Annotated in this window: 17 protein-coding genes; 9 read left to right on the top strand and 8 right to left on the bottom strand. The window is 45.8% G+C overall.

The features are described from left to right. Window positions 1–57: 57 nt before the first annotated feature. Entirely contained in the window at window positions 58–1986 is a 1929-nt protein-coding gene (locus tag QUA07_RS10990; RefSeq protein ID WP_333324923.1) for a penicillin-binding protein 2, read from the top strand. Between the two features lie 212 nt (window positions 1987–2198). On the opposite strand, the gene QUA07_RS10985 is transcribed toward QUA07_RS10990, so the two are convergent. Then, window positions 2199–2819: a prepilin-type N-terminal cleavage/methylation domain-containing protein gene (locus tag QUA07_RS10985; protein WP_445305881.1), complete on the bottom strand. Its 621-nt coding sequence runs from the start codon at window positions 2817–2819 to the stop codon at window positions 2199–2201. A gap of 129 nt (window positions 2820–2948) precedes the next feature. After that, window positions 2949–3089 carry a hypothetical protein gene (locus tag QUA07_RS10980; protein ID WP_333324921.1) on the bottom strand — a complete coding sequence of 47 codons (141 nt, stop codon included), beginning with the start codon at window positions 3087–3089 and terminating at the stop codon, window positions 2949–2951. Window positions 3090–3138: 49 nt separating this feature from the next. Here QUA07_RS10980 and QUA07_RS10975 point away from each other — a divergent pair, with 49 nt between their 5' ends. The 3 genes from QUA07_RS10975 (at window position 3139) to QUA07_RS10965 (ending at window position 4690) form a co-directional block, all read left to right on the top strand. Continuing rightward, window positions 3139–3330 carry a hypothetical protein gene (locus QUA07_RS10975; RefSeq protein WP_333324919.1) on the top strand — a complete coding sequence of 64 codons (192 nt, stop codon included), beginning with the start codon at window positions 3139–3141 and terminating at the stop codon, window positions 3328–3330. Window positions 3331–3527: 197 nt separating this feature from the next. Next, on the top strand, window positions 3528–3746 hold the full coding sequence (locus tag QUA07_RS10970) for a precorrin-6A/cobalt-precorrin-6A reductase (RefSeq protein ID WP_333324917.1): 219 nt from the start codon (window positions 3528–3530) through the stop codon (window positions 3744–3746). Window positions 3747–3910: 164 nt separating this feature from the next. After that, window positions 3911–4690 carry a calcium-binding protein gene (locus QUA07_RS10965; RefSeq protein ID WP_333324915.1) on the top strand — a complete coding sequence of 260 codons (780 nt, stop codon included), beginning with the start codon at window positions 3911–3913 and terminating at the stop codon, window positions 4688–4690. A 101-nt stretch (window positions 4691–4791) separates the two neighbouring features. Here the strand turns inward: QUA07_RS10965 and QUA07_RS10960 are convergent, their stop codons facing one another. Beyond that, entirely contained in the window at window positions 4792–6021 is a 1230-nt protein-coding gene (locus QUA07_RS10960; RefSeq protein WP_333324914.1) for a CapA family protein, read from the bottom strand. 63 nt (window positions 6022–6084) lie between these two features. Between QUA07_RS10960 and QUA07_RS10955 the strand changes: the two genes are divergently transcribed. Both QUA07_RS10955 and QUA07_RS10950 read left to right on the top strand, forming a co-directional pair. After that, on the top strand, window positions 6085–7062 hold the full coding sequence (locus QUA07_RS10955; protein WP_333324912.1) for a hypothetical protein: 978 nt from the start codon (window positions 6085–6087) through the stop codon (window positions 7060–7062). 76 nt (window positions 7063–7138) lie between these two features. Beyond that, window positions 7139–7699: a Uma2 family endonuclease gene (locus QUA07_RS10950; RefSeq protein ID WP_333324910.1), complete on the top strand. Its 561-nt coding sequence runs from the start codon at window positions 7139–7141 to the stop codon at window positions 7697–7699. A gap of 116 nt (window positions 7700–7815) precedes the next feature. Here the strand turns inward: QUA07_RS10950 and QUA07_RS10945 are convergent, their stop codons facing one another. From QUA07_RS10945 to QUA07_RS10935, 3 genes are all read right to left on the bottom strand, one after another. Continuing rightward, window positions 7816–8211, bottom strand: a complete 396-nt coding sequence (locus QUA07_RS10945; RefSeq protein WP_333324908.1) for an SH3 domain-containing protein — start codon at window positions 8209–8211, stop codon at window positions 7816–7818. 81 nt (window positions 8212–8292) lie between these two features. Beyond that, entirely contained in the window at window positions 8293–10119 is a 1827-nt protein-coding gene (locus QUA07_RS10940; RefSeq protein ID WP_333324906.1) for an N-acetylmuramoyl-L-alanine amidase, read from the bottom strand. Window positions 10120–10288: 169 nt separating this feature from the next. Then, window positions 10289–11974, bottom strand: coding sequence for an NAD-binding protein (locus tag QUA07_RS10935; RefSeq protein WP_333324904.1), 1686 nt, complete (start codon window positions 11972–11974; stop codon window positions 10289–10291). 370 nt (window positions 11975–12344) lie between these two features. On the opposite strand from QUA07_RS10935, the gene QUA07_RS10930 reads away from it, so the two are divergent. Beyond that, window positions 12345–12959, top strand: a complete 615-nt coding sequence (locus QUA07_RS10930) for a COP23 domain-containing protein (RefSeq protein ID WP_333324902.1) — start codon at window positions 12345–12347, stop codon at window positions 12957–12959. An 89-nt stretch (window positions 12960–13048) separates the two neighbouring features. Here the strand turns inward: QUA07_RS10930 and QUA07_RS10925 are convergent, their stop codons facing one another. Next, on the bottom strand, window positions 13049–16996 hold the full coding sequence (locus tag QUA07_RS10925; protein ID WP_333324900.1) for a cobaltochelatase subunit CobN: 3948 nt from the start codon (window positions 16994–16996) through the stop codon (window positions 13049–13051). Between the two features lie 219 nt (window positions 16997–17215). On the opposite strand from QUA07_RS10925, the gene cobJ reads away from it, so the two are divergent. Together cobJ and QUA07_RS10915 are read left to right on the top strand one after the other, a co-directional pair. Then, entirely contained in the window at window positions 17216–18991 is a 1776-nt protein-coding gene (gene cobJ / locus QUA07_RS10920; RefSeq protein WP_333324898.1) for a precorrin-3B C(17)-methyltransferase, read from the top strand. Between the two features lie 515 nt (window positions 18992–19506). Beyond that, entirely contained in the window at window positions 19507–20292 is a 786-nt protein-coding gene (locus tag QUA07_RS10915; protein ID WP_333324896.1) for a hypothetical protein, read from the top strand. Between the two features lie 184 nt (window positions 20293–20476). Here the strand turns inward: QUA07_RS10915 and QUA07_RS10910 are convergent, their stop codons facing one another. After that, the gene (locus QUA07_RS10910; RefSeq protein WP_333324894.1) at window positions 20477–21238 is read right to left on the bottom strand and encodes a nucleotidyltransferase domain-containing protein; all 762 of its coding nucleotides are present in this window, start codon (window positions 21236–21238) and stop codon (window positions 20477–20479) included. Window positions 21239–21335 lie beyond the last annotated feature (97 nt).

The following is a 21335-nucleotide window of genomic DNA, read 5'->3' as shown; positions in this document are numbered from 1 at the left end:
TAAGTTATAAATTCTAAATTCTAAAACGCTCTAACTTGCTATTGAATTTTTAATGCCATGAGCTACGACCCCCGTTTTGACCGCTACAGATCGCCGAATTTTAAACGCAAAAAACAGGCGGGCGATTCCCTACGGGATAGCTTCGCCGCGCGTACTGGGTGGGAAAAACCAGCAAAGCCTAGATATTCCGGCAGTTTCGGCCGATCGCCACAACAGACGGCTGCATCTTGGGGGCGACCGGTGGAGCGTTTAAAGCGCAGCAAGTTCCGTTTGTGGGCGGTGTGGGCGGTGTTGATGCTGGGGGGGCTGGGGCTGGCTGTGAATTTGTTTTATTTGCAGGTGACGCGAGCTCCGGCGCTGCGTAAACAGGCCGAGCAGCAGCAAACTCTCAAAACGAAGCCCTTTGTACCGAGACGCCCGATAATTGACCGCGCAGGAAATGTTTTGGCGATCGACAGACAGGTGTACACGCTCTACGCTCACCCGAAGTTGTTTAACCACTCAAAGGCGGAAATTGCTGCTAAATTGGCTCCGATGCTGGCGATCGAACTGACTCCGGGCACTACGTCGGAAACTGAACTGATACGCAGGTTTAATCTTGCTGAAAGCGGTATTACAATTGCGGAGTCTCTGCCTCAAGAGGTTGCCGATCGCGTCGCTGGGATGCAAATTAAAGAGAGTCTGGTCGATGGCTTGGAGTTGCTGCGGCAGCAGCAGCGTTTTTACCCGCAGCAGGAGTTGGCGGCGGATATCCTCGGTTATGTGGACGGGGAACGGAAGGGACAAGCCGGGGTGGAATACAGCCAGCAGAATTTGTTGGAACGATCGATGCCGTCGATTCAGTTTAGCAGGTCGAGCAATGGGAATTGGGTTCCAGATCGGCTGACGGCGGGATTTGTACAGCTTGATGACTTGAAATTGCAATTGACGATCGACAGTCGCTTGCAGCGGGCTGCCCGAAGTGCCCTCAAGGAAAAAATGAAGCAACACGATGCGAAGCGGGGCACAGTGATTGTGATGGATGCCCGTAACGGGGAATTGCTGTCAGTTGTGGCGGAACCTTCTTATGACCCGAATCAATATTTTAATTTCGATTTGTCGCGCTATAAAAATTGGGCTGTCACTGATGTTTATGAGCCTGGTTCGACTTTTAAAGCGATTAATGTGGCGATCGCTCTGGAAGCGGGTGCGGTGAAACCTAATACTGTGTTTAACGATGAAGGTCGGATTTATATGAATCCCTGGACTATCCAAAATTCCGATTACCAAAGAGCAGGCGCGCGCGGCCCTTCGACTGTTACTGAGATTTTGAAACATTCTAGTAATGTGGGGATGGTGCACATCATGAGAACAATGAAACCTTCTCTTTACTATCAAGCTTTAGAAAAACTCGGACTCGGACAAACTGCGGGAACTGATTTGCCTTTTGAAGTAAGCAGTCAACTTAAAAATCGAGAGCAATTTATTAACTCTCCGGTGGAAGTTGCTACTACGGCCTTTGGGCAAGGTTTTTCGATTACTCCGATGCAGTTGGTGCAGCTTAACGGCGCTTTGGCTAATGGTGGCAAGTTAGTGACTCCTCACGTTGTGCGGGGACTTTTTGATAGGGAAGGTGAAGCTTATTGGAAGCTTCCGAGGGCGGTTCCAAAGCAGGTTTTTTCGCCGGAAACTACTAAGCAGGTGTTAGAAATGATGGAAACTGTGGTTGATGGTGGTACGGGGAAAGCTGCACAAATTCCTGGGTATCGGATTGCTGGAAAAACAGGCACGGCTCAAAAAGCTAATGCTGGTGGGGGTTATTCTAAGAACGCGATTATTACTAGCTTTGTGGGGATAATGCCTGTGGAGGCTCCTCGGTATGTGGTGCTGGCGGTGATTGATGAGCCTAATCAGGGTTCTTCGGGGGGTACGGTGGCGGCTCCCATTGTGGAGTCGGTGATGGAGGCGCTGATTTCTATTGAGAAGATTGCGCCGAGTAAGAAGTAGTTGATTATATCTGAGATGTGGCGTCAGAAATTGACATCGAATATAGCTATCGACAACAAGGCGATGGAGGAGACGGCAATGCCGTTTCCCTACCCCCAACATAATTCATCGGGTGATCGGATGTAAGCATCGCCCAATTTGTAGGAAAACGGCACTGCCGTGTCCAGATTTCGGGTAATATCGTTTTCCCTGACGCACCCTACATCAGTGACTCAGTAACAATATCTTTTGTTTTCGTTGGGTTTTGATTGTCGTTTGGAGGTGCGTTTATGTCCTAAAAGAGTGGAGATGATGATGCAGCGTTGGCTGTTTCTTAAGTTGGGATGATATAGCGTTAGGGTTCCTTTGGCTCTTATACTCGTTAGCGTGCAATCGTGGTCGCTTCGAGATACGGGGCAACCTCTGTGGTTGAACATGACGCGCCGGATTGTGCCGTTTGTTTTTTGCTCGTTGCTTTCATTTACTTGGAGCACTGTTGTTTCATCTGGATCTATATGAATTTGCGGTTCTAGGTTTTTCCATTGACTGTCTGGTATTTGAGCTGGGGGAATGTCGGCTGGGTGAACGGCTATTTGTACATTTTCTCCTACTTGTTTGAAGCTGGCTTGCCATGAAATTTTGGATCGTTTGGCGTTGCTGTGGGCAAGTTCCATTGCCCAATAAGCTCTATCGAGCGATAGCTTTAAACGGTGGTTGTTGATAAACATTAGCCAAGAGGGGGCGACGATCGCACAAAATATTCCTATGATTAAAAGAATTATCAATAGCTCAATCATTGTAAAACCTGCAGCAGGTGTAGTGGCTCTGCCTTTAAGCGTTTTATTTATTGACACGTAGATGAACTCCCTGATATTTAGCTTGCCAAAAAAACAGCTAGGAAGAGCTATTTTTTTTATTGGCTATATTTTAACTTTGGGTTTGGGAAGTGTGTAGATCGGTATTTACGGAAAATTTATGCGACTTTAAAAAAAACTGGGGGTAAGGAAACAGCAGTCAGGAAACGGTAGTGCGGTTTCCCTACAGCAATCTTGTCGATCGCCCGATCGCATCAGAGCCCGAAGGTATGTAGGGAGAATCTCAATTTCTAGCTTGCCTGTTTTCATTGAGATGCTCCCGACTTGCCGGGAGTCAAGGTGGAAACTTGTACTCAACTTGAGAGACAAATTTACTTTCGACGCTCGTGTTTTAGCGTCAAGAATAGTTTGTCCTCACGGTGAGAATTATACAGAAGAACTCCATCAGAATCTCCCGGAGTCCAGGGCGATCGCGCGATCGGATATAACGATTCCCCGGTTAATGGTAGGAAAACGGCAGTGCGGTGTCCTAATTTCGGGTAACGGGTAAAATCAACCGGGTCGGATGTAACGATCGCCCGATTTGTAGGGAAACGGCACTGCCGTACCGCGATTTCGGGTAATATCGTTTTCCCTGACGCACCCTAGATCAATGACTATTTGGTTTTTGATGCGGGCGATCGATCCTCCTGCACTAAATACTCCTATACCTAACGGTAAATTGTTATTAGCAAGGGATCTTTTACATTGGAATACGAGCGGCAATTACTATTAAAATACCAGATTGATATAATTGTTAGTAAAAACAGCGGAGAATCTGCTACTTATGCTAAAGTTGTTGCGGCTAGAGAACTGGGAATTCCGGTGGTGATGGTGCAGCGCCAGCAGATTCCCGATGTTGAGCAGGTTGCTGATGTGGAAGGGGAGATTGATTGGCTCATTCAGCAGTTGAGTTCCCTAAAATGAGTGTCACTCAAATAAGCGACTGGTCGAAAATTTTCAAAATAGTTAAAGTAGATATAACTGATTAAGGGAGAGCGATCGCGCTCTTAGATTTTGCCATCCCACCTCGATGGCAATTTCGCTCGCACGATTTGCGCTCCCGACTAGCAATTTCAGGAACTAAAACAATGGTTATCACTGGAACTGAAGAAGCAGACAGCTTGAAAGGAACCCTAGAAAATGATGTCATCTACGGCTTAGCAGGGGATGATTCTCTAGTCGGCGTGGGCGGAAACGACTTTCTGTACGGTGGCGAAGATGACGATACACTCTATGGCGGTTTTGGCAACGACCAACTATTTGGTGAAAATGGCGATGACTTCCTCGACGGTGGCTATGGATACGACCAATTAAATGGGGGTACCGGTAATGACGAACTGCGGGGCGGGTATGCGGATGACATCCTAATTGGAGGTAGCGGGAACGATAAATTAGACGGCGAGTTTGGAGATGATTTTCTCATCGGTGGCACGGAAAATGATTCTCTTTACGGCGGCGATGGAAACGACATCCTAACTGATAGTGGCGTAGGCCGCGATGGCAGCGACTATTTAGATGGCGGTAGCGGAAATGACCGAATAATTGCTTACGGTTACGGGGCGGAAATTGATGCAGATACGCTGATTGGCGGGACAGGATTGGATACCTTCGTTCTCGGTGCGCCCGGTCAGGCTTTCTACAATGTTGGCGGCGATGGTGACTACGCATTAATTACTGATTATCTGCCCTTTGCAGACACAATTCAACTGCCAGGAAGTGCGTCTGACTACCTCTTAGATGGCTCTCCAATTCAGGGAATTTCTGGCACTGCTATTTACCGCGAAAAAAATTCAAATTACGAATTAATTGCCGTTTTGCAGGACAGATTTTTAACTCAGAGCGCTCTAGGTTTGTTCAGTTACGTGTAAAAAACACTTCTCCAAAATAAGTGGTAGGTGGTAGGTGGAATAGACTAAGTATCCAACCTAAAACCTAAAACTTAGATAGAGTGCTATTCAGTCCCCCCGCCTTAAGGGAGGGATTTCTTATTATCTGGAGGTTTATTTAAAGAGTTAAGATGATTGTTCATATCCTGCAAATATTTTGATAAAATTGGGTATTGCGAAGTTGCTAAGAGTGGATCTTTTTTATCGGTGACAGTTTTTGCTAAGGGCAAAACGCGGTAGTTTAATTTGTTGTTCAAGCTGTAGCTTTGTACCCAAGTAGGATATGTTTTCACATCTGTAATTTCGGTGGTTTTTTCGGGAAGTTTTTTGCGAATATTTACTTGCAAAATTACGCCTAAGTCTGTATATTTTTTATTCTGACCGGAAATGAAGTTTCCCATTGAATAAATTGCTACAGCTTTGCGAGTTTTGCCATTTTTTCCGGGAAACTTAAAAATTTTGTAAGGTTGAACGACGTGGGGATGGCTGCCGAGAATGATGTCTGCACCAGCTTTTAATAGGTTTTCAACTAATTGTTTTTGTTGGGTGTTTGGCTGTCGCTGATATTCGTCGCCAAAATGCAGGGAAATTGCGATAATATCTGCTCCTTGCTTTCGGGCTTTGGCAATGTCTTTGACTATCTTTTTTTCGTCTATTAGCGAAACTAAGTAATCTTTGCCTTTGGGTATGGGAATGCCGTTTGTGCCGTAGGTGTAGGCTAGCTTGGCTAATGAAATGTTGTTTTTGGTGCTGATTAAAGTGCGTGAAGCTTCGGCGGCTGATGTGGCTGTTCCTGTGAACGCAATTTTGCGATCGCTCAGATTGGCGATCGTCCTAATTACCCCTTTTTCTCCACGGTCTAAAGCATGATTGTTCGCGGTTGTCAAGATATTAAATCCGGCTTTTTTAGCAGCATCTGCTAATTGAGCCGGTGCGTTAAATAGCGGATATCCCGTATATCCGCCCGCATCTTCCCCCGCTAAAGGTGTTTCGAGATTTCCGATGACCCAATCGCCTGTTGATAAGATACTTTTAACTGGTGCGAAGAAATTGTCAAAATTGTATGTTTTCTTTTTTGCATCGTAGCCCGATCGCGTTTGGGTACTGTGCATCATGATGTCGCCGACAGCAATTAGTTTCGCTTCTTTGATCTCCGACTTTGGTTCGGCGGGAACAGGGGCTGCAATTGGCGATGGCGTCCCGCCCCGCAAGCTACGACTTTCTGTAGGCTGTGTGTTGGTTTGTGGCGTTTGGATATTGCAGCCTGCGATCGAAAGCATGGCAATTAGCGAGAGCAACCGACGAAAATCCATGATTTTTGAGAGTGACTTGTCGGCTTATATGGTATCATAACTGATTTAGTTACGGTTAAATAGATGAAAAAAAACTATCTAATTCTTGCCTTTATTGTTTTTGTATCAATTACGGGTTTTGGTATTTTAACTTATGCTCAAACTTCGGGGAATCGACCTTTTGAATTTGCCTTGATTGGTGATTTGCCCTACAGTGCCGAACAGGAAGCACAATTTCCGAGTTTGATTGCAGATATCAATCGATCGCCCGCAGCGTTTGTAGTCCACGACGGCGACATTAAAAACGGTTCTAGTGTCTGCGATGATGCAACTTTTTTCAGTCGCAAGCAGTTATTTGATAATTTTGAAATTCCATTTATTCTAGTTTATGGTGACAATGAATGGACGGATTGCCACCGTTCAAAAAACGGCAGTTACGATCCAGTAGAAAGACTCGCTAAACTGCGGGAAATTTTCAACCAAGGTAATCAAAGTTTGGGAAAGCGCACTTTAACTCTCACCCGTCAAAGCGAAAACCCGCAGTTTGCTAAATTCCGCGAAAATGTTCGCTGGATTTATCATGGCGTTGTGTTTTTCGCGATTAATATGCCGGGAAGCAACAACAATTTTGGCCGCACTCCCGAAGCAGATGCAGAATATGCCGATCGCAATTGGGCTAACTTAGCCTGGATAAAAGAATGTTTTGCTTTAGCCAAACGCAGCAACAGCAAAGGAATTGTGTTAATTGCACAGGCAAATCCGGGATTTGAACTCGATCCGACGGACAAAAGAAGAAGTGGCTACAACGATTTTATAGCAACTCTCGAAACAGAAACAGGTAATTTCCCAGGACAAGTTGTATTCGTCCACGGCGATACTCACTATTTCCGCATCGATAAACCTTTACCCCGTTTTACCGATGAGACTCAATTACCTAGAATGAAAAACTTTACTAGAGTTGAAACTTTTGGATCTCCAAACGTGCATTGGTTGCGGGCTTTTTATGACCCTACAAATCCTAATTTGTTTGAGTTTAAACAGCAGATTGTTCCGGAAAATTAGGTGAGATAGCACCATTTTCATGCAAGATAAATATTTTTTTCTTACACTGGAGATAGTATAATCGAGGAATTTATTTATGACAATCGCAACTGGGCGCCTCACCCTGGAAGAATTTCTGAAACTGCCAGAAACTAAACCGGCTAGCGAATACATTGAGGGCGAGATTATCCAAAAACCTATGCCGAAAACTAAACATTCTCGTCTCCAGGGGCAATTCCTGCGTGTCATTAATGAAGTGGTAGAGGAACCCAAGATAGCTTACGCTTTTCCAGAGTTGCGGTGTACCTTTGGCGGTCGATCGATTGTTCCAGATATTGCGGTACTATTATGGGAACAAATTGAATTTGATGACAGTGGCGAACCAGTGGATGATGTGCGAATTGCACCGTATTGGGCGATCGAAATCCTGTCGCCACAGCAAAGCTCAAATCGCGTAACTAGAAAAATTATTCACTGTCTGCAACATAATTGTCAGTTGGGGTGGCTAATCGATCCAGACGATCGATCGATTTTAGCGTTTTTACCCAACCAACAACCTCAATTCTGCGAAGGTAGCGATGTCGTTCCGGTTCCCGAAATGATTCCCCTGAATATCACCGCTGAACAGGTGTTTAGCTGGTTGAGAATGCAACAATGAATCAGGGCGAGATCCTTTTTTGTACCACTTTTAAAAATCTCCTGGTGTGGTTTGTAGTGAGGACTTTAGTTTTCATCTCAACTAAGGACTGAAATCCTTACTACAAACCAAATTCCCTATTGCCGCCACCTGTCAAATTGGTCTTCGGAACAGCCATTAATAAATTGATTGTTCACCCAACCGTCAAGGATTGTCAAAGTTTCATTAGGAGGATTACCCGAAAATCTGGCCGCAATTTTCACCCAATTACCTTGTCTGCTGACAGCTCTAACTCCGTCTCCTCTTTTGAGTTTAGCTACAACCGCGTACTTATTGCCTGGGCCTTTGCGAATGTTAACAGCGCCACCTTCACCTGTAATAAACGAGCAATGAGTTTGCTTTTTTAAAGCTTCTGCTTTTGCGGGAGAAAGACTTTGCTGCTTGCCGAAAACAGGAAAACTGTAAAGTGAGAAGCTAAAACTTGCAACGACGGCTGCAATAAAAAAGGCTTTTGATTGAGTAAAAATTAGCATTATTTCATTTCCGTGGATTGACTGAACTGAAGTCCTGACTATGAATTTTTTGAGAAGGATTTCAGTTCTTACTACTAACTATTATTTGACCGAGGCAAACCATTCGGTAACACCTTGGGCGATCGCCTCAGCTAATTTCTTTTGTTCTGTCGGATTCACAATCCATTCAAACTCTTCGGGATTGATCATAAATCCCAATTCCATTAAAACAGATGGAGCAACGGCAGGACGAGTCATGGCTAAGTTGTTCCAGAATACACCATAGCTCGGACGGTTCAACTTGGCAACTAAATAATTGTGCAAAAACACTGCTAAGCTGTGCGCTTGCGGGTGAAACCAGAAAGCACCGACGCCTTTAGTCTTAATGGCATCGCCGTTATCTGGCAAAGCATTGTAGTGAATTGAAATTGCGATCGCAGGTTCTTCTTTTTGAATCCTTTCCACCCTCGGTGGCAAATCCAAATCGACATCTTCAACCCGCGTCATTACCACATTCGCGCCCCGATTTAGCAATTCCTGTTGCACCAATTTCGACACTGTTAAAGCTACTGTTTTTTCTCTAATCCCCACTGGACTCACAGCACCTCCATCCTCCGGGCCGCCGTGCCCCGGATCGATGAGAATCTTAATTCCCGATAAGGGCTTTGCTTGCAAATTCGGCATCATGCTTGTATTCGCAGGCGGGTGTTTTAAAGACAACACTAAAGTTGTGCCATCGTATCTCAACTTGTAACCCCACTGCTGGGCAGATTTGAGATTAAAAGTGTATTGTACTTGCAGTGGCGAGATTTGTTGCCATTCCAAACGTGAAATTACCGGGTCATCAGAAACGCGAATAATGTCAGTTTGAGCAGTAGTATTGTACAGCGTTAAAGTAAAAGTGCCTTCTCCTTCCTGCACGGTGACTGGGACGGGTGTTTCTAAGGGAAATAATACCTCTGTCCAGCCGGAAACTTGACGCGAGCTGGCGCTGCGAATAATCGAGCGCGGAGGCACTGTATCCTTGACAATTCGCACTTCCGCTGCTTTAATCCAAGCACCGTAATCGAGTCTGAGCCATTCTCCTTCGCGCCCGATAATTGTTGCTCGCGTTCCCTTCGGCAGCGGTGTCATCCGAGAAAAATCTGTACTCGCCCCAGTTCGGGCGACACCAGGATCTGCTGTTACTTCGGCTATTTCTAAGTCAGCCGGAGAAAGAATAGTAATCTTGCCAGTACCTTGTTGGCTGATAGTTTTATCATTCATTGTTAGCTCAAATACAGGCACTCCTAATTCAACTTTTTCAGCCTTTGGTAGGGAAGATTTAGACTCATTGCTTCCCGTTGCCAAGGGTGGGGTGGGGGGAGTTTTAGCACAGCCTTGATACTGTTGGCTGCCGCCTTTTTTGATGGGGGAATTTGCATCTAACAGTACAGATGCGTTGTCGGGTAGTTCGACTTGCGATCGCGCTTTTAAAGGAATAGTAACGCCCGCCAATTTTACCGAAACTTGAGCATTCGCAGGTGCGATCGCCCCAAAGCAAATATATTCTCCCGGCAAACTCGCCACATCGACTTTCGGCGTCAGGGAATTTTTAGCAAAAGCCAATCCTACAGGGGCTTCCGGCTGATTTGACTCGCGCGTCACCTTAATTTTGACTTCCTGATTTTCGTAACGCAAGGTAAAGATATTTTCGCCGGGTTGCAGCGGAAAAGTAGGGGCGAAATGCCCGGATGCGGTGCGCGAAATTTGGTTGCCATTTACCAACACTTGTCCCGGTGCAGGCGCTGTACCGATTAAAAAAATGCGATCGGCTGTAGTTTTGTGGTTGGCGGGAGGATAAGCGAGAAACAAAGGTTGAGCCGCGACAGCTACAGAGGCGATCGCCATTATCAGCCCAAACACACATAATGCTAAAAATTTTCTCATTCTAAACCGCAACTAATTGAGACTCTGTTGGTTATTTATACTAGAACTTGGCCTAAGAAACCGGATTTCTGAGGATTAGCCGTAAGTCCTATTTACTATACAGGGCCCATTTTATCAGGTTTGTAGTTGCAATTGAGCGATCGGCAAAATAAATTACCGCATCAAACCATTAAGTTTTAATTAATTCCGAGGTCGTTCTCCACAGTTGCTCCAACCGATTCGCCGGCATCGTCAAATACAAAACATCCCCCGTACTCAAACAACAATTCAGTAAATCCCAGCCGTGGAGAGTTTGACAATTAGTTTCCACATACAGAGGCACAAAATCCGCAGACTTAGCAGCATCTTGAATACGGTGGCCACAGAAAGGATGGTTTGGCGTAATCAATGTGGCCAAGCAAACCCATAGACTATCAGCCGTCATTCCGTTGCCCAAAATTCTGCCTCCAATCGCCGCCGCTGCGAAAGCAGGAGCCGCCAATTCCGTCGGGTTCAAAACTCCTTCAAACTCAAAAACTTGCTGCACCATCAAAGCAAAACGTGGGTCTTGATTGCGAACAATAACTGATAGTTTTGGTGCCAATCCTTTAGCGCTCAAGGCAATTTCGACATTAGACATATCGCTGCTAGTTACCGCCAAAAGTGCTGCCGCTTGCTTAACATTAGCAGCTTCCAAAGTTGCAGGTAAACTGGCACTTCCCTGAATGACCGGAATTTTCATTGAGCGAGCCGTGTTCAGAAATCGGCAGTTGGGATCTTGCTCGATTACCACAATATCGTAACCGTTAGTGTGCAGTTCTTTAGCAATTTGGATACCTATTCCTCCGAGTCCGCAGATAATGTAATGATTGCGCTGCGGAACTCGCGCCACATCCCAATATTCGGTAAAGCGAGTTCCCAATACATAATCGTTGAGCAGTGCGTAGCAGATGCCGATGATGCCGGCTCCAACTAACATCATGACAACTGTAAATAGTTTAATGCTTTCAGGAGCTTGTTCGGCCACTTTTTCATAGCCTCCAGCTCCGGTAATCATCCCTACTGAAAAATACAGAGAATCAACAATTGAGATATGCTCGTCAACACAAATATAGGTGGCAGTAGCAACGGCAATCATTGCCAGCAGCGTCAGTACAACAATTACTGCTGCTTGGCTGTGCTGCTGAAATCTGTGCAGTCTAGTTAATGTTTTGAGCAGTTTTTGAGTTAAAGTTTTTTGGGGGCTGTGGAGAGTGGGCTGAGTGGCAACAATTAGCCGATCGCCCTGCTGACACTGCCGATCGGCAAGCACCGCCGATACTAAATCAGTTTTGTTAGCAGCCGGCAGATAATAAATCAACATTCGCGATCGATCGTCCCACAAATCGCTGAGTTTTTGATTTTTCCAAGGATGTGTTTCATCGATATATTCTTCGTGAATCGGCCAAGTGCGATCGAACAAACGCAACTGTCCGATCGCCTGACTTCCGAGAGCCGCAAAGGCAAAAACCGGAGCCGCCAATGATGAAACGCTCATGGAAGCGTGATCGGGCAAAGTGTGGTCAATCCTGTCGCCCAAGCTAGTATTGAACAATCTGTTGATGATGCGAATCTGAGGATTGAGAATCCTCGCTTGCATCAAAATTGCCAAATTTACAGCATCATCGTCTCCTGCAATTACTAAAGTGTGAGCGTTTTGAATGCCAGCAGCCAACAAGGTAGAAGCTGCTTGCAAATTGCCGACAACCACATCAGAAGTTTCGCCGCGAATTGGGCGATCGCTAATACCTACCACAATCGCTCCTTGCTGCCTCAACAAACAAAAAATCTTGTGTCCCGTGTGGCCCAACCCGCAAACAATGATTCGAGGTTTCATAAAAATTTATTTGCCAGCCGATTTCCGAGCTGTGCTTTGTAGTTTTACTTACCATTGTTGACTGTCCTGGCTTTGCAGAATGTAGCTAAAAACACTATCTATGATACTTGTGCCACAGTCTCGAAGTGTTGGAAACAAAGAAAAAGCTGTGCCGTGTTCCTAAAGCCACGTTCCCAAGTGTTGAAATAAACACACCACACTGCTATGTACCTACAGACATGAGGTGCAACTAACCTGATTTAATATTTGAAAAATATCCGGGTGCGACAGCCAACCAGCCGAATCTGAATAGGTAGGGACATGATACTGCCCTGTCCCTAAAACTATGACTTCCTACATAAATTTAGCTGCCTTAGCGGCAGGAGTTATTATGAAATTCACTGCACCCTTATTAGCATCCGCTTTAGTTTTTGCCGGTACTGTCGCCTTCGCAAGCCAAGTGCAAGCAGCTCCAGCCAGCAATTCTTGGAATAGCACTAGAACAACATTTCAGTGCGTTACTTCCGGTCGGAATTTTGTCACAATTGCGCGCCGGGGAAATGTCACAACAGATCCGATGATTCTGTGGAAATCTACCGAGTTCGGCCGCGAATATACACCTTGGCAGCGCTGTCAAATTGTTTCCAATAGATTGACAAAAGCTGTTGCCCAGAATGGTGGAAGATTGAGCAACTTGCAGTTAACAACAGGAATTGTTAATAACTTGCCCGTAGTTTGTTACGTGAACGGACAGGGGCGTTGCAACTCTCAAAATCTGCTGTTCACCCTAGACAAGCGCAATGCTAAAAATCCCGGTGATGCTTTAACGAGATTGATTAATTTTGCCCAAGACGGCAGCGGGCCAGTTACAACGTTCAGAACCGGAGCTCCATCGTCTGCACCGCAGTTTGTTCCCTTTGGAGATCTGGTCGATCGAGCTTTTAATTCTCCAAACAATAAACCGTCAGTTCCTGTAGCAAAACCGCAGGGCGATCGAGGTATTTAATAGCCGCGCCTCTAACTTGCACCTGAAAAATTGTGAAACTATTGTGGGGTGGGCTTCTAGCCCGCCCCTAAATATTTAGACTAAAAAAACTACACTGTCACCCCTTCAATTTTCTCATCAGTCAACTCGTATAACTCGCGCAACTGCTGCAACTTATCCGCATCCGGCAGCCAAAAACCCCGCCCGTTAGCCTCCAACATTCTGCCGACAATATTGCGAAAAGCTTCAGGATTGACCTCCCGCAACTTCTGCGCCATTTCCTGATCCAAAGCATAAGTATCAGCGGCCTGATCGTAAACCCAACTATCAGTAAAATCAGCCGTTCCGCCCCAACCAATTAACGCCGTCATCCGCTGCGAAATTTCATAAGCGCCGCCAGAACCTTGATTTGCCATCGCGTTAGCCCACTTAGGATTTAGCAACTTAGTTCGATATTCCAAGCGCAGCAAATCTTCTAAATTGCGCGGAGTGGTATCTTGAGAAAAACTTTCTACAAAACTCGTGTTAACCTTTTTGCCGCGCTGCTTTTCTGCGGCTTTCTTCAAACCGCCAGTATTCGCATAATACTCTTGAATATCAGTCAAACCGTATTCAACAGAATCAATTTCTTGAATTATGCGATCGCACCCTTGCAACAACTGAGTCAAAACCTCCGGTCTCGCTTCCCCCTTATCCTTCCTACCGTAACTAAAAACATTGCGACTTTCCCAAGTTTTCCCCAACTCATCCCCCGATTCCCAACTACCATCAACAACTCTATCGTTCACCAAAGAACCAAAATCACCAGCCGGATTAGAAAACAACCTTGCCGAATAATTCTGCACACCTTTTGCCTGCAAAATTAAAGCGTGTTTGCGAATAAAATTCTCCGATTCCGGTTCATCAGCCTCCGCCGCCCGCACAAACAAATCATCCAGCAATTCAATAATATTCACAAAGCTATCTCGAAAAATCCCCGAAAGATTTCCCAACACATCAATCCGGGGATGACCGACATCAGCTAACGGTTTTAATTCATAGCGAACAATGCGGCCAGTACCTTCTTTTAGAGGTTCAGCCCCCACCAATTCCAGCAGAATTCCAATAGATTCGCCGCGAGTCTTAATCGCATCCAAACCCCACAACATCACCGCCACAGTCTCAGGATATTTATCATGTTCCTCAACGTGCTTCTCAATAATTTTTAGAGCAATTTCGCGGCCTCTTTCATAAGCCGCCGGAGAAGGCATCCGATAAGGATCTAAAGCATGAATATTCCGACCAGTTGGCAATACCCCAGCCCCATCCCGCAACAAATCCCCGCCCGGTGCAGGCAGAATATATTCCCCATTCAAACCCCGCAAAAGATTAGTCAACTCATCCGTCGTTTGCAACAACAAATCTCGAACCAGAAAACCCTCCTCAAAAACCCCATCCAACCCCTCTTTCTCTTCCTCTCTGCGCCCTCTGCGCCTCTGCGGTTCATTTTCTTCAACAACCAGTTCTTGCACCTGTTCCTGTGATAACCTATCCCCAAAATAAGCCTCAAGATAAGAGGTCATTTCCTCAGAACTAGGCGGTTCTCCGAGAACGTGCAAACCCGAAGAAAACAAACGACATTCCACCACCTGCAAATACTCATAAAGCTTCACCAAATAGCGGTTAAAAGCATCAGCACTGAACATTCCCACATTTTCAAAACTAAAAGCTATCCCCAACTTGCGAGCATCATCAAACGGACAATCAGCCTCCAAACCGCTATCTAAAATTTTCTTACAAATAGCCTCTTTCAGCACATAATTTTTTGCAGTATCTTCTCGATATTCCGCAATCAAATCTCGCAAACTCATCAATTCCTTGTACAAGCCAGCGCGGCCATAGGGCGGCACGTTGTGAGAAATCAAAACCCCGTAACCGCGCCGTTTTGCTAACATCGATTCCGAGGGATTGTTGGCGGCATAGATATAAAGATTCGGCAAACTTCCCAACAAAATATCCGACCAAGAATAGCCAGTATTTCCCAGAGGAGATCCGGGCAACCATTCAACAGTGCCGTGCATTCCGAAGTGAACCACAGCATCAGCTTGCAAATCATTTTGCAGCCACTTGTAAAAAGCAGCGTATTGAGGGTGAGGTGTCAAATCGCGATCGAACATTAAGCGCATCGGATCGCCCGAAATTCCCAGCGGCGGCTGCAAACCTATCCAAACATTCCCCAGTTGAATGCCACCGATTTGGAACTCGTCGCCGTCAGTCTTAATCCCAGTACCCGTCAAAGATTTCCACTGTTTTTCAATACGACTTATTGACAAATACCCCAGCCACTTCTCCAGAGTTTTAACATTAACAGTATTGCCAAACCCTCCCCTCCCATCTGCGTTCATCCCCGTTAATCCGCCCCCATCTGCGGTTGCAGCATCATCCGCATCTTTCACCCTGCGAATTAACTCCTCCCCGTCAGCCGGAATTTCTCCAACTGTATAACCTGCTGCTTGAAGTTTGTGCAGGAAATTTAGCAGCGATTTCGGTACATTTAATAAAGCAGCCGTACCCGCCGCACCGTAACCGGGAGGAAACCCGTAGAGAATAATCGCAATTTTCGTTTCAGATGGCGGAGTTTGCCGCAGTTTCACCCAATTTTTAATTCTACTTGTCAGGCGTTTCGCGCGATCGGGAACCAGATAAATATCCTCACCCACCAAACCGCCCAGGGGCACTGGATCGATCGCGCCATCCAACTCAGGCAAAGCATACAATACCACACTTTGCAAACCTCCAATCCCCTGACGAGTCCAAGAATGGATATCCTGAATCAGCAGAGGTGCGGACACAAAATAAGGTACATTTTTAGCAGTTAAAATGCGCTTAGCAACTTCCACCTGCCTTCCACCCTCCATCGAACCAGCAGGCCCGCCAACCAAAGGAAAGCCAATAGTAGAAACAATCGCATCCACTTCCACAGAATCTTTAGACAGCGAAAGAGTTTCAATATTGCCTTGTTTTCGGCGCGCAGTTTCATCAGCAGTCGTCATCCAATCCCGCACCGCCACATGGCCTTCAACGCCATTGATAAAAATCGGCAAAGGCACAATTCCCGCCGCTTCAAAATAGCGAATCAATTGAGGAATATAAGGCTGCTTGGTGATAACGTGTTTGCGGTAAAGCAAGATGCCCACAACAGGGGATTTACCTCTGTCTGAATTTTGACACCAATTGGTCTCAAATTTTGTGGAACGGGCATCTTGCCCGTTAAAAACCCGGTCTAAATTTTCAGACAAATTAGTCTCAAATTTTGTGGAACGGGCATCTTGCCCGTTATAACTATTTTTATCAAAATGTCTAGCCTCTTTTGTGGAACGGGCATCTTGCCTGCTACCAACTTGATTACCGAGATACCAATCCAAATATTGCCGAGGCGATTCAAAATAACCATTATAATCGGGATGCAATAAACCCATATTGGGAGTTTCCACAGGCGGCGGAATTTCTGCTACCTTCAGCCCCAAATACTTTTCGGTAATAATCCAAAACATTGAGACAACATTATCCGCACCGCCCGCATTCCAGTAACCATAAATAATCAGCCAGTTTCGCAAATCTTGCACTTTTTGCACGGGCACATATTTTAATAACTTCGGCCCAACTTTCAAAAAGCTGATATAACCAGCCAGCTTATCTTCTTCTCGCCCATTGCTGAACTTATCCAGAATAAACTTAACAGGCTTCGGCATTCCCTTCGGTTTGTCGCCAATTTTAAAAGCGCCGATTTGAGTAAGACTCATCAATTCCAAAGCAGACTCAAAAACCAGGCGAATCGGGATATGTTGCACCCTTTCCCGCAGCCACATTACCGCATCGTAATCAAACAGCAAACTCCCGAAAAACACATCAGCATTCGAGAGAGCGGCTGCTACAGCGTTGGGTTCGTCTACGAGGGCGCGATCGCTAAAAACCCGTACTTCCAATCCCTGACACCCCGAAACAGCCAACTCAGCCGCTTTGCGGTACAAATCAGCATTAAAAGATTCAAACCCTGCAATTAAGACAATGCGTTTCACAGGCCTACCTCGAAATATTTGCTTCTTTTAATGATAGACTAATTGCAGAAAATCACAGGCAAGATGCCTGTGCCACTAATAAAACCGAAAAACTTCTTGCTTCACTTCTTACTCTTCCTTCGCGCCCTTCGCGCCTTCGCGGTTCGTCAAATCTTTATTCTGAAAGTAACAAAAAATTAAAATAATCAAACCACTCCAAACACACACATAATTAAAACCGTGAATCGAATTCCTCCCGCAATAGTTATCTTAGGTCAAAACAGCCTGCCGATCGCCAAAAAAATCTCCGCACATTTCCCCGGTTCCCAGATTTACGGTTTAATCGATCGCACTTCCAACACAGACATCAACTTTAGCAACTTCGGCGAAACATTGCGGGAATTGTTTGCCACAGAAACCCCAATCATCGGCATCTGCGCCGCCGGAATTATCATCCGCACCCTCGCCCCGCTGCTGTCAGACAAACGCGCCGAACCGCCAGTTTTAGCCGTCGCCGAAGACGGAAGCGCCGTCGTACCCCTGCTGGGCGGTTTGCACGGCGTTAATGATTTGGCCAGAGAGATTGCAGCAGCCCTCGGCGTACAACCTGCAATTACCACCACCGGAGATATCCGGTTTCGCACCGCGCTGCTGAGTCCTCCCCAAGGCTATTATTTGGCGAATCCAGAGGACGCGAAGACTTTTATTTCAAATTTGCTCGCCGGGGCAAAAGTACGCCTAGAAGGGGCTGCAAGCTGGCTTTCCGAGAGCAATTTGCCGTTAGCGCAGCCCTCGGAGAGGATCGCCCCCGACGCAAAATTGACTATCCGCGTCACCGAAAAAGCAATTGCGCCGACGCCCGATTGTTTAGTTTACCATCCGCAAATTGTGGCAGTTGCACTCACAAAACTATCGAATATTGAGCCGGAAATAGCGGTTTCATTTGTGCAGCAAGTCTTGGAAAATGCAGGTTTAGCAGCAGCTTCCGTTGCTGGATTTTTTGCATTAAAAGATGAGATGGGAAATCCGGCACTTGAGGCAGTTTCACAATATTTTAAAGTCCCCGTCCGCTTTTTTAATCTCTCCGAACTTCTCGAATTAGACTCAATTGAATTCATCGAAAATAAGGCCGCACAAATTGCCCTGACAGCAGCCGGTGCAAACAGTCACTTAATCGAATGCGATCGCACTTTATCCCTGAATTGCGCGATCGCCCTGGCCGCCGAACCCATAAATGCTAGCGCGATCGGATTTAGCCGCGGCAAACTCGCGATCGTCGGTACCGGCCCTGGAGGCGCGCCCTGGATGTCGCCGGAGGTTAAGGAAATTCTGCGCGAAGCCACGGATTGGGTGGGTTACAAGTTCTATCTCGACTTAGCCGGAACCCTGCGGGAAGGACAAAAGCGGCACGATTCCGACAACCGCGAAGAGATCGATCGCGCCCGTTTTGCCCTAGATTTAGCAGCATCCGGCAAATCTGTCGCCGTTGTTTCGTCGGGAGATCCGGGTATTTTTGCGATGGCTGCAGCGGTGTTTGAGGCGATCGACTTTGATGCCAAACCCGAATGGCAAGGCATCGATATTCGGGTAGCACCGGGCATTTCAGCCATGCAGGCGGCCGCTGCTGCGATCGGAGCACCCCTCGGACACGATTTTTGCGTGATTTCCCTTTCGGATATTCTCAAGCCTTGGGAGGTCATTGAACAGCGGATTGCGGCCGCTGCGATCGCAGATTTCGCGATCGCATTTTACAATCCGATCTCGAAACAGCGGATTTGGCAACTCGCAAGGGCGATCGAGATTTTGTTGCAAAGTCGCGATGCTAATACCCCCGTCATATTGGGGCGAAACCTCGGCCGGCCCGGTCAATCTGTGCGCGTTTGCACCCTCGGCGAATTCCAGCCGGAAGATGCAGACATGAGAACTTTAGTGATTGTCGGTTCGAGTCAAACTCGGATTATTCCTCGCAAATATGGAGATGTTTGGGTTTACACGCCGCGCAGGTACGAAAAATAAGTAAAGCAGCAAAAACTTCGGAAATCAGCAATTGACTGAAAGCTAATTAACTTTGACAAGGAGATTTTTTGATCTTGCTGGGGGAAGTCTAGGTTAACAAATGGCGGCGAATCACTCGATCGCGATCGACCTCTTATTTCCTCTCAGGGTTTTCACTCTCGATTAATGAGTGATGGCCTTTGATTACAGACATCCTCGGTACTGAGGGATCTCGGCTTCCTGAAGCCGAGTTTCTCTGGCAGATATCGATCGAATTTAGATATCGACTAAACCGTAGTAAGGATTTCAGCTTCTTTTTTGGAGATATCTAATTTACATTTCAGGAAACAAAAAAAATTATATAGCCACCATAAAATTAAGGGCGATCGAGGTCTGCTAAATTCCTTAATCCTACGGTAACAACAAAAATAAGGCCTTCACCCAGATGAGTCTTCTGTGTCTTTGGGTAGACCGATTTTTTTTTGTCTGTTGATAAGATTCTCTTAAACAAAGCTTAAGAGAACGGTTAAAAGAACATGAAATTCCAAATCCCTTTAGCTCCTAGGGCTGTAACCCAATTTTTGCTTCGAGTGGTGACCTGTCTAGTTGTACTATCTTCTTTAAGTCACATCAATCTGCACTTCTTCCCGGATTCCCCGTTTGCAGCTTACTTTTCAAAGGTATTCAACGTTGATTACGAGCGGAACCTTCCAAGCTTCTACTCTGTTTTGGCATTGCTGTTTAGTTCTCTCTTGCTGGGTGTGATCGCCTATGCGAAAAATTTGGATAGCGATCCATACAAGCATCACTGGAAAATTTTATCATTCATATTTTTATATATATCTATAGACGAAGCTGGTCAATTGCACGAAAAATTGATTGACCCGATGCGAAGCCTGCTAAAGGCCACAGGATTTCTTTACTTTACTTGGGTTGTGCCGTTCGGTTTTCTGGTAGCGATATTTCTATTATCCTATAGTAAGTTTGTGTTCCACCTTCCTGTTGCCACAAGAAAATTGTTTGTTGCAGCATCCGCTGTTTATATTGGGGGAGCAATGGGGGTGGAACTGCTAGGGGGATACCTAGCTTCTACAACGGGGATGCAGGATCTATCCTACGCGATAGTAGTGACCCTTGAAGAGTTATTAGAAATGGTGGGCATCGTTGTATTTATCCACGCCTTGATTTCATATATCAAGACCTATATAGGTGGGGTAAGTTGGAATATTTACATACCAGGAAAAAACGCACAAGTTACCGATGAGCAAAATCTCGGCATACCTGTCCTTAGCGAACCCGCAAACAGAAACCTATCAAGGTAAATCACTTGAAACCCGGTTTGATGGACGACAAAAATGCTGCATTATGGCCTTTGAGCAGGATAAAAAACCCGCTTTCTTTGGTACTGATGTGTCCTGGACTGGAGATTCTGTGATCGGCGGCGCACCAAACGACTAATATATAGGCTGCTTGCTGCACGAAAAGACTAATTAGAGGTGGAACAGCTTAGTTCACAGATGACATCCTCACCTTTACCAGAAAATCGTTAAGAGCAACCTTTGCATGAGGATTTGACGGCAAATGACTTGTAAAACTTGCATCTTCTAATATATTAATTAGCCGATCGCGCTCTTGCTGATAAAATTCTATATCTGTATCTTCCAGCACTGATTTTTCCTCCCCAGCCAGCTTGCGAGCAATCAAATCAGGAATATACGACAACTGAAACTTCTCGTTAAGTTTTACCAAATTCGCCTCAACTTCCCCCGTTTGCATCAAGTGAATCCCAGCTAGCAACACTCGGTAAACGTATAGCAGCGGCTTAACCCGACGCGGGCGTTCTTTCTCAAACAATTTCCATTGAGTTTGAGCAAAACCGAGATAGTGGTGGCTGTGGTGCTTGGTAATGCAGTTTGAGGCGAGATCCTTTAATTCCTCGTGTTCCTTTGTAGTGTAAACTATTAGCGGCGAATACAGTTGTTCTAGCACGTAGCCGTTGCGCTTCAACAGCAACTCAAAAAATTTCTTGATGTCGTGAGTTACTAAATCGAGTTGCATTCCATCCCGAACTTCAGAAACTTCGATGGTTTCTTCTCCAGCAATCAGCCCAATTACTTTCGGTAGTGGTAAGATGTGTACTCCCCGCAAGTCGAAGTCAGAATCGGCGGAAGGAAACCCGTATAAGTGCGAACCGCTGATAGTAACAAACAGCAGCGGATAAGGTTGAACGGAGATAATTGGGGCGAGATTCGAGATGTATTCTGTCATTTTTTCAACATTTTATCAATCAATACTCCGGACAGTTTTTAAAGAGGAATGCGATCGCAATAAAATAGAGAAGTGAAAAAAGTGAGTGCAATCTCAA

It is taken from the genome of Microcoleus sp. T3_A4 (assembly GCF_036700465.1).
Classification (GTDB): domain Bacteria; phylum Cyanobacteriota; class Cyanobacteriia; order Cyanobacteriales; family Microcoleaceae; genus Microcoleus.
The sequence above is the reverse complement of the archived record's forward strand: the minus strand, read 5'-3'. Positions and strand labels throughout refer to the sequence as shown.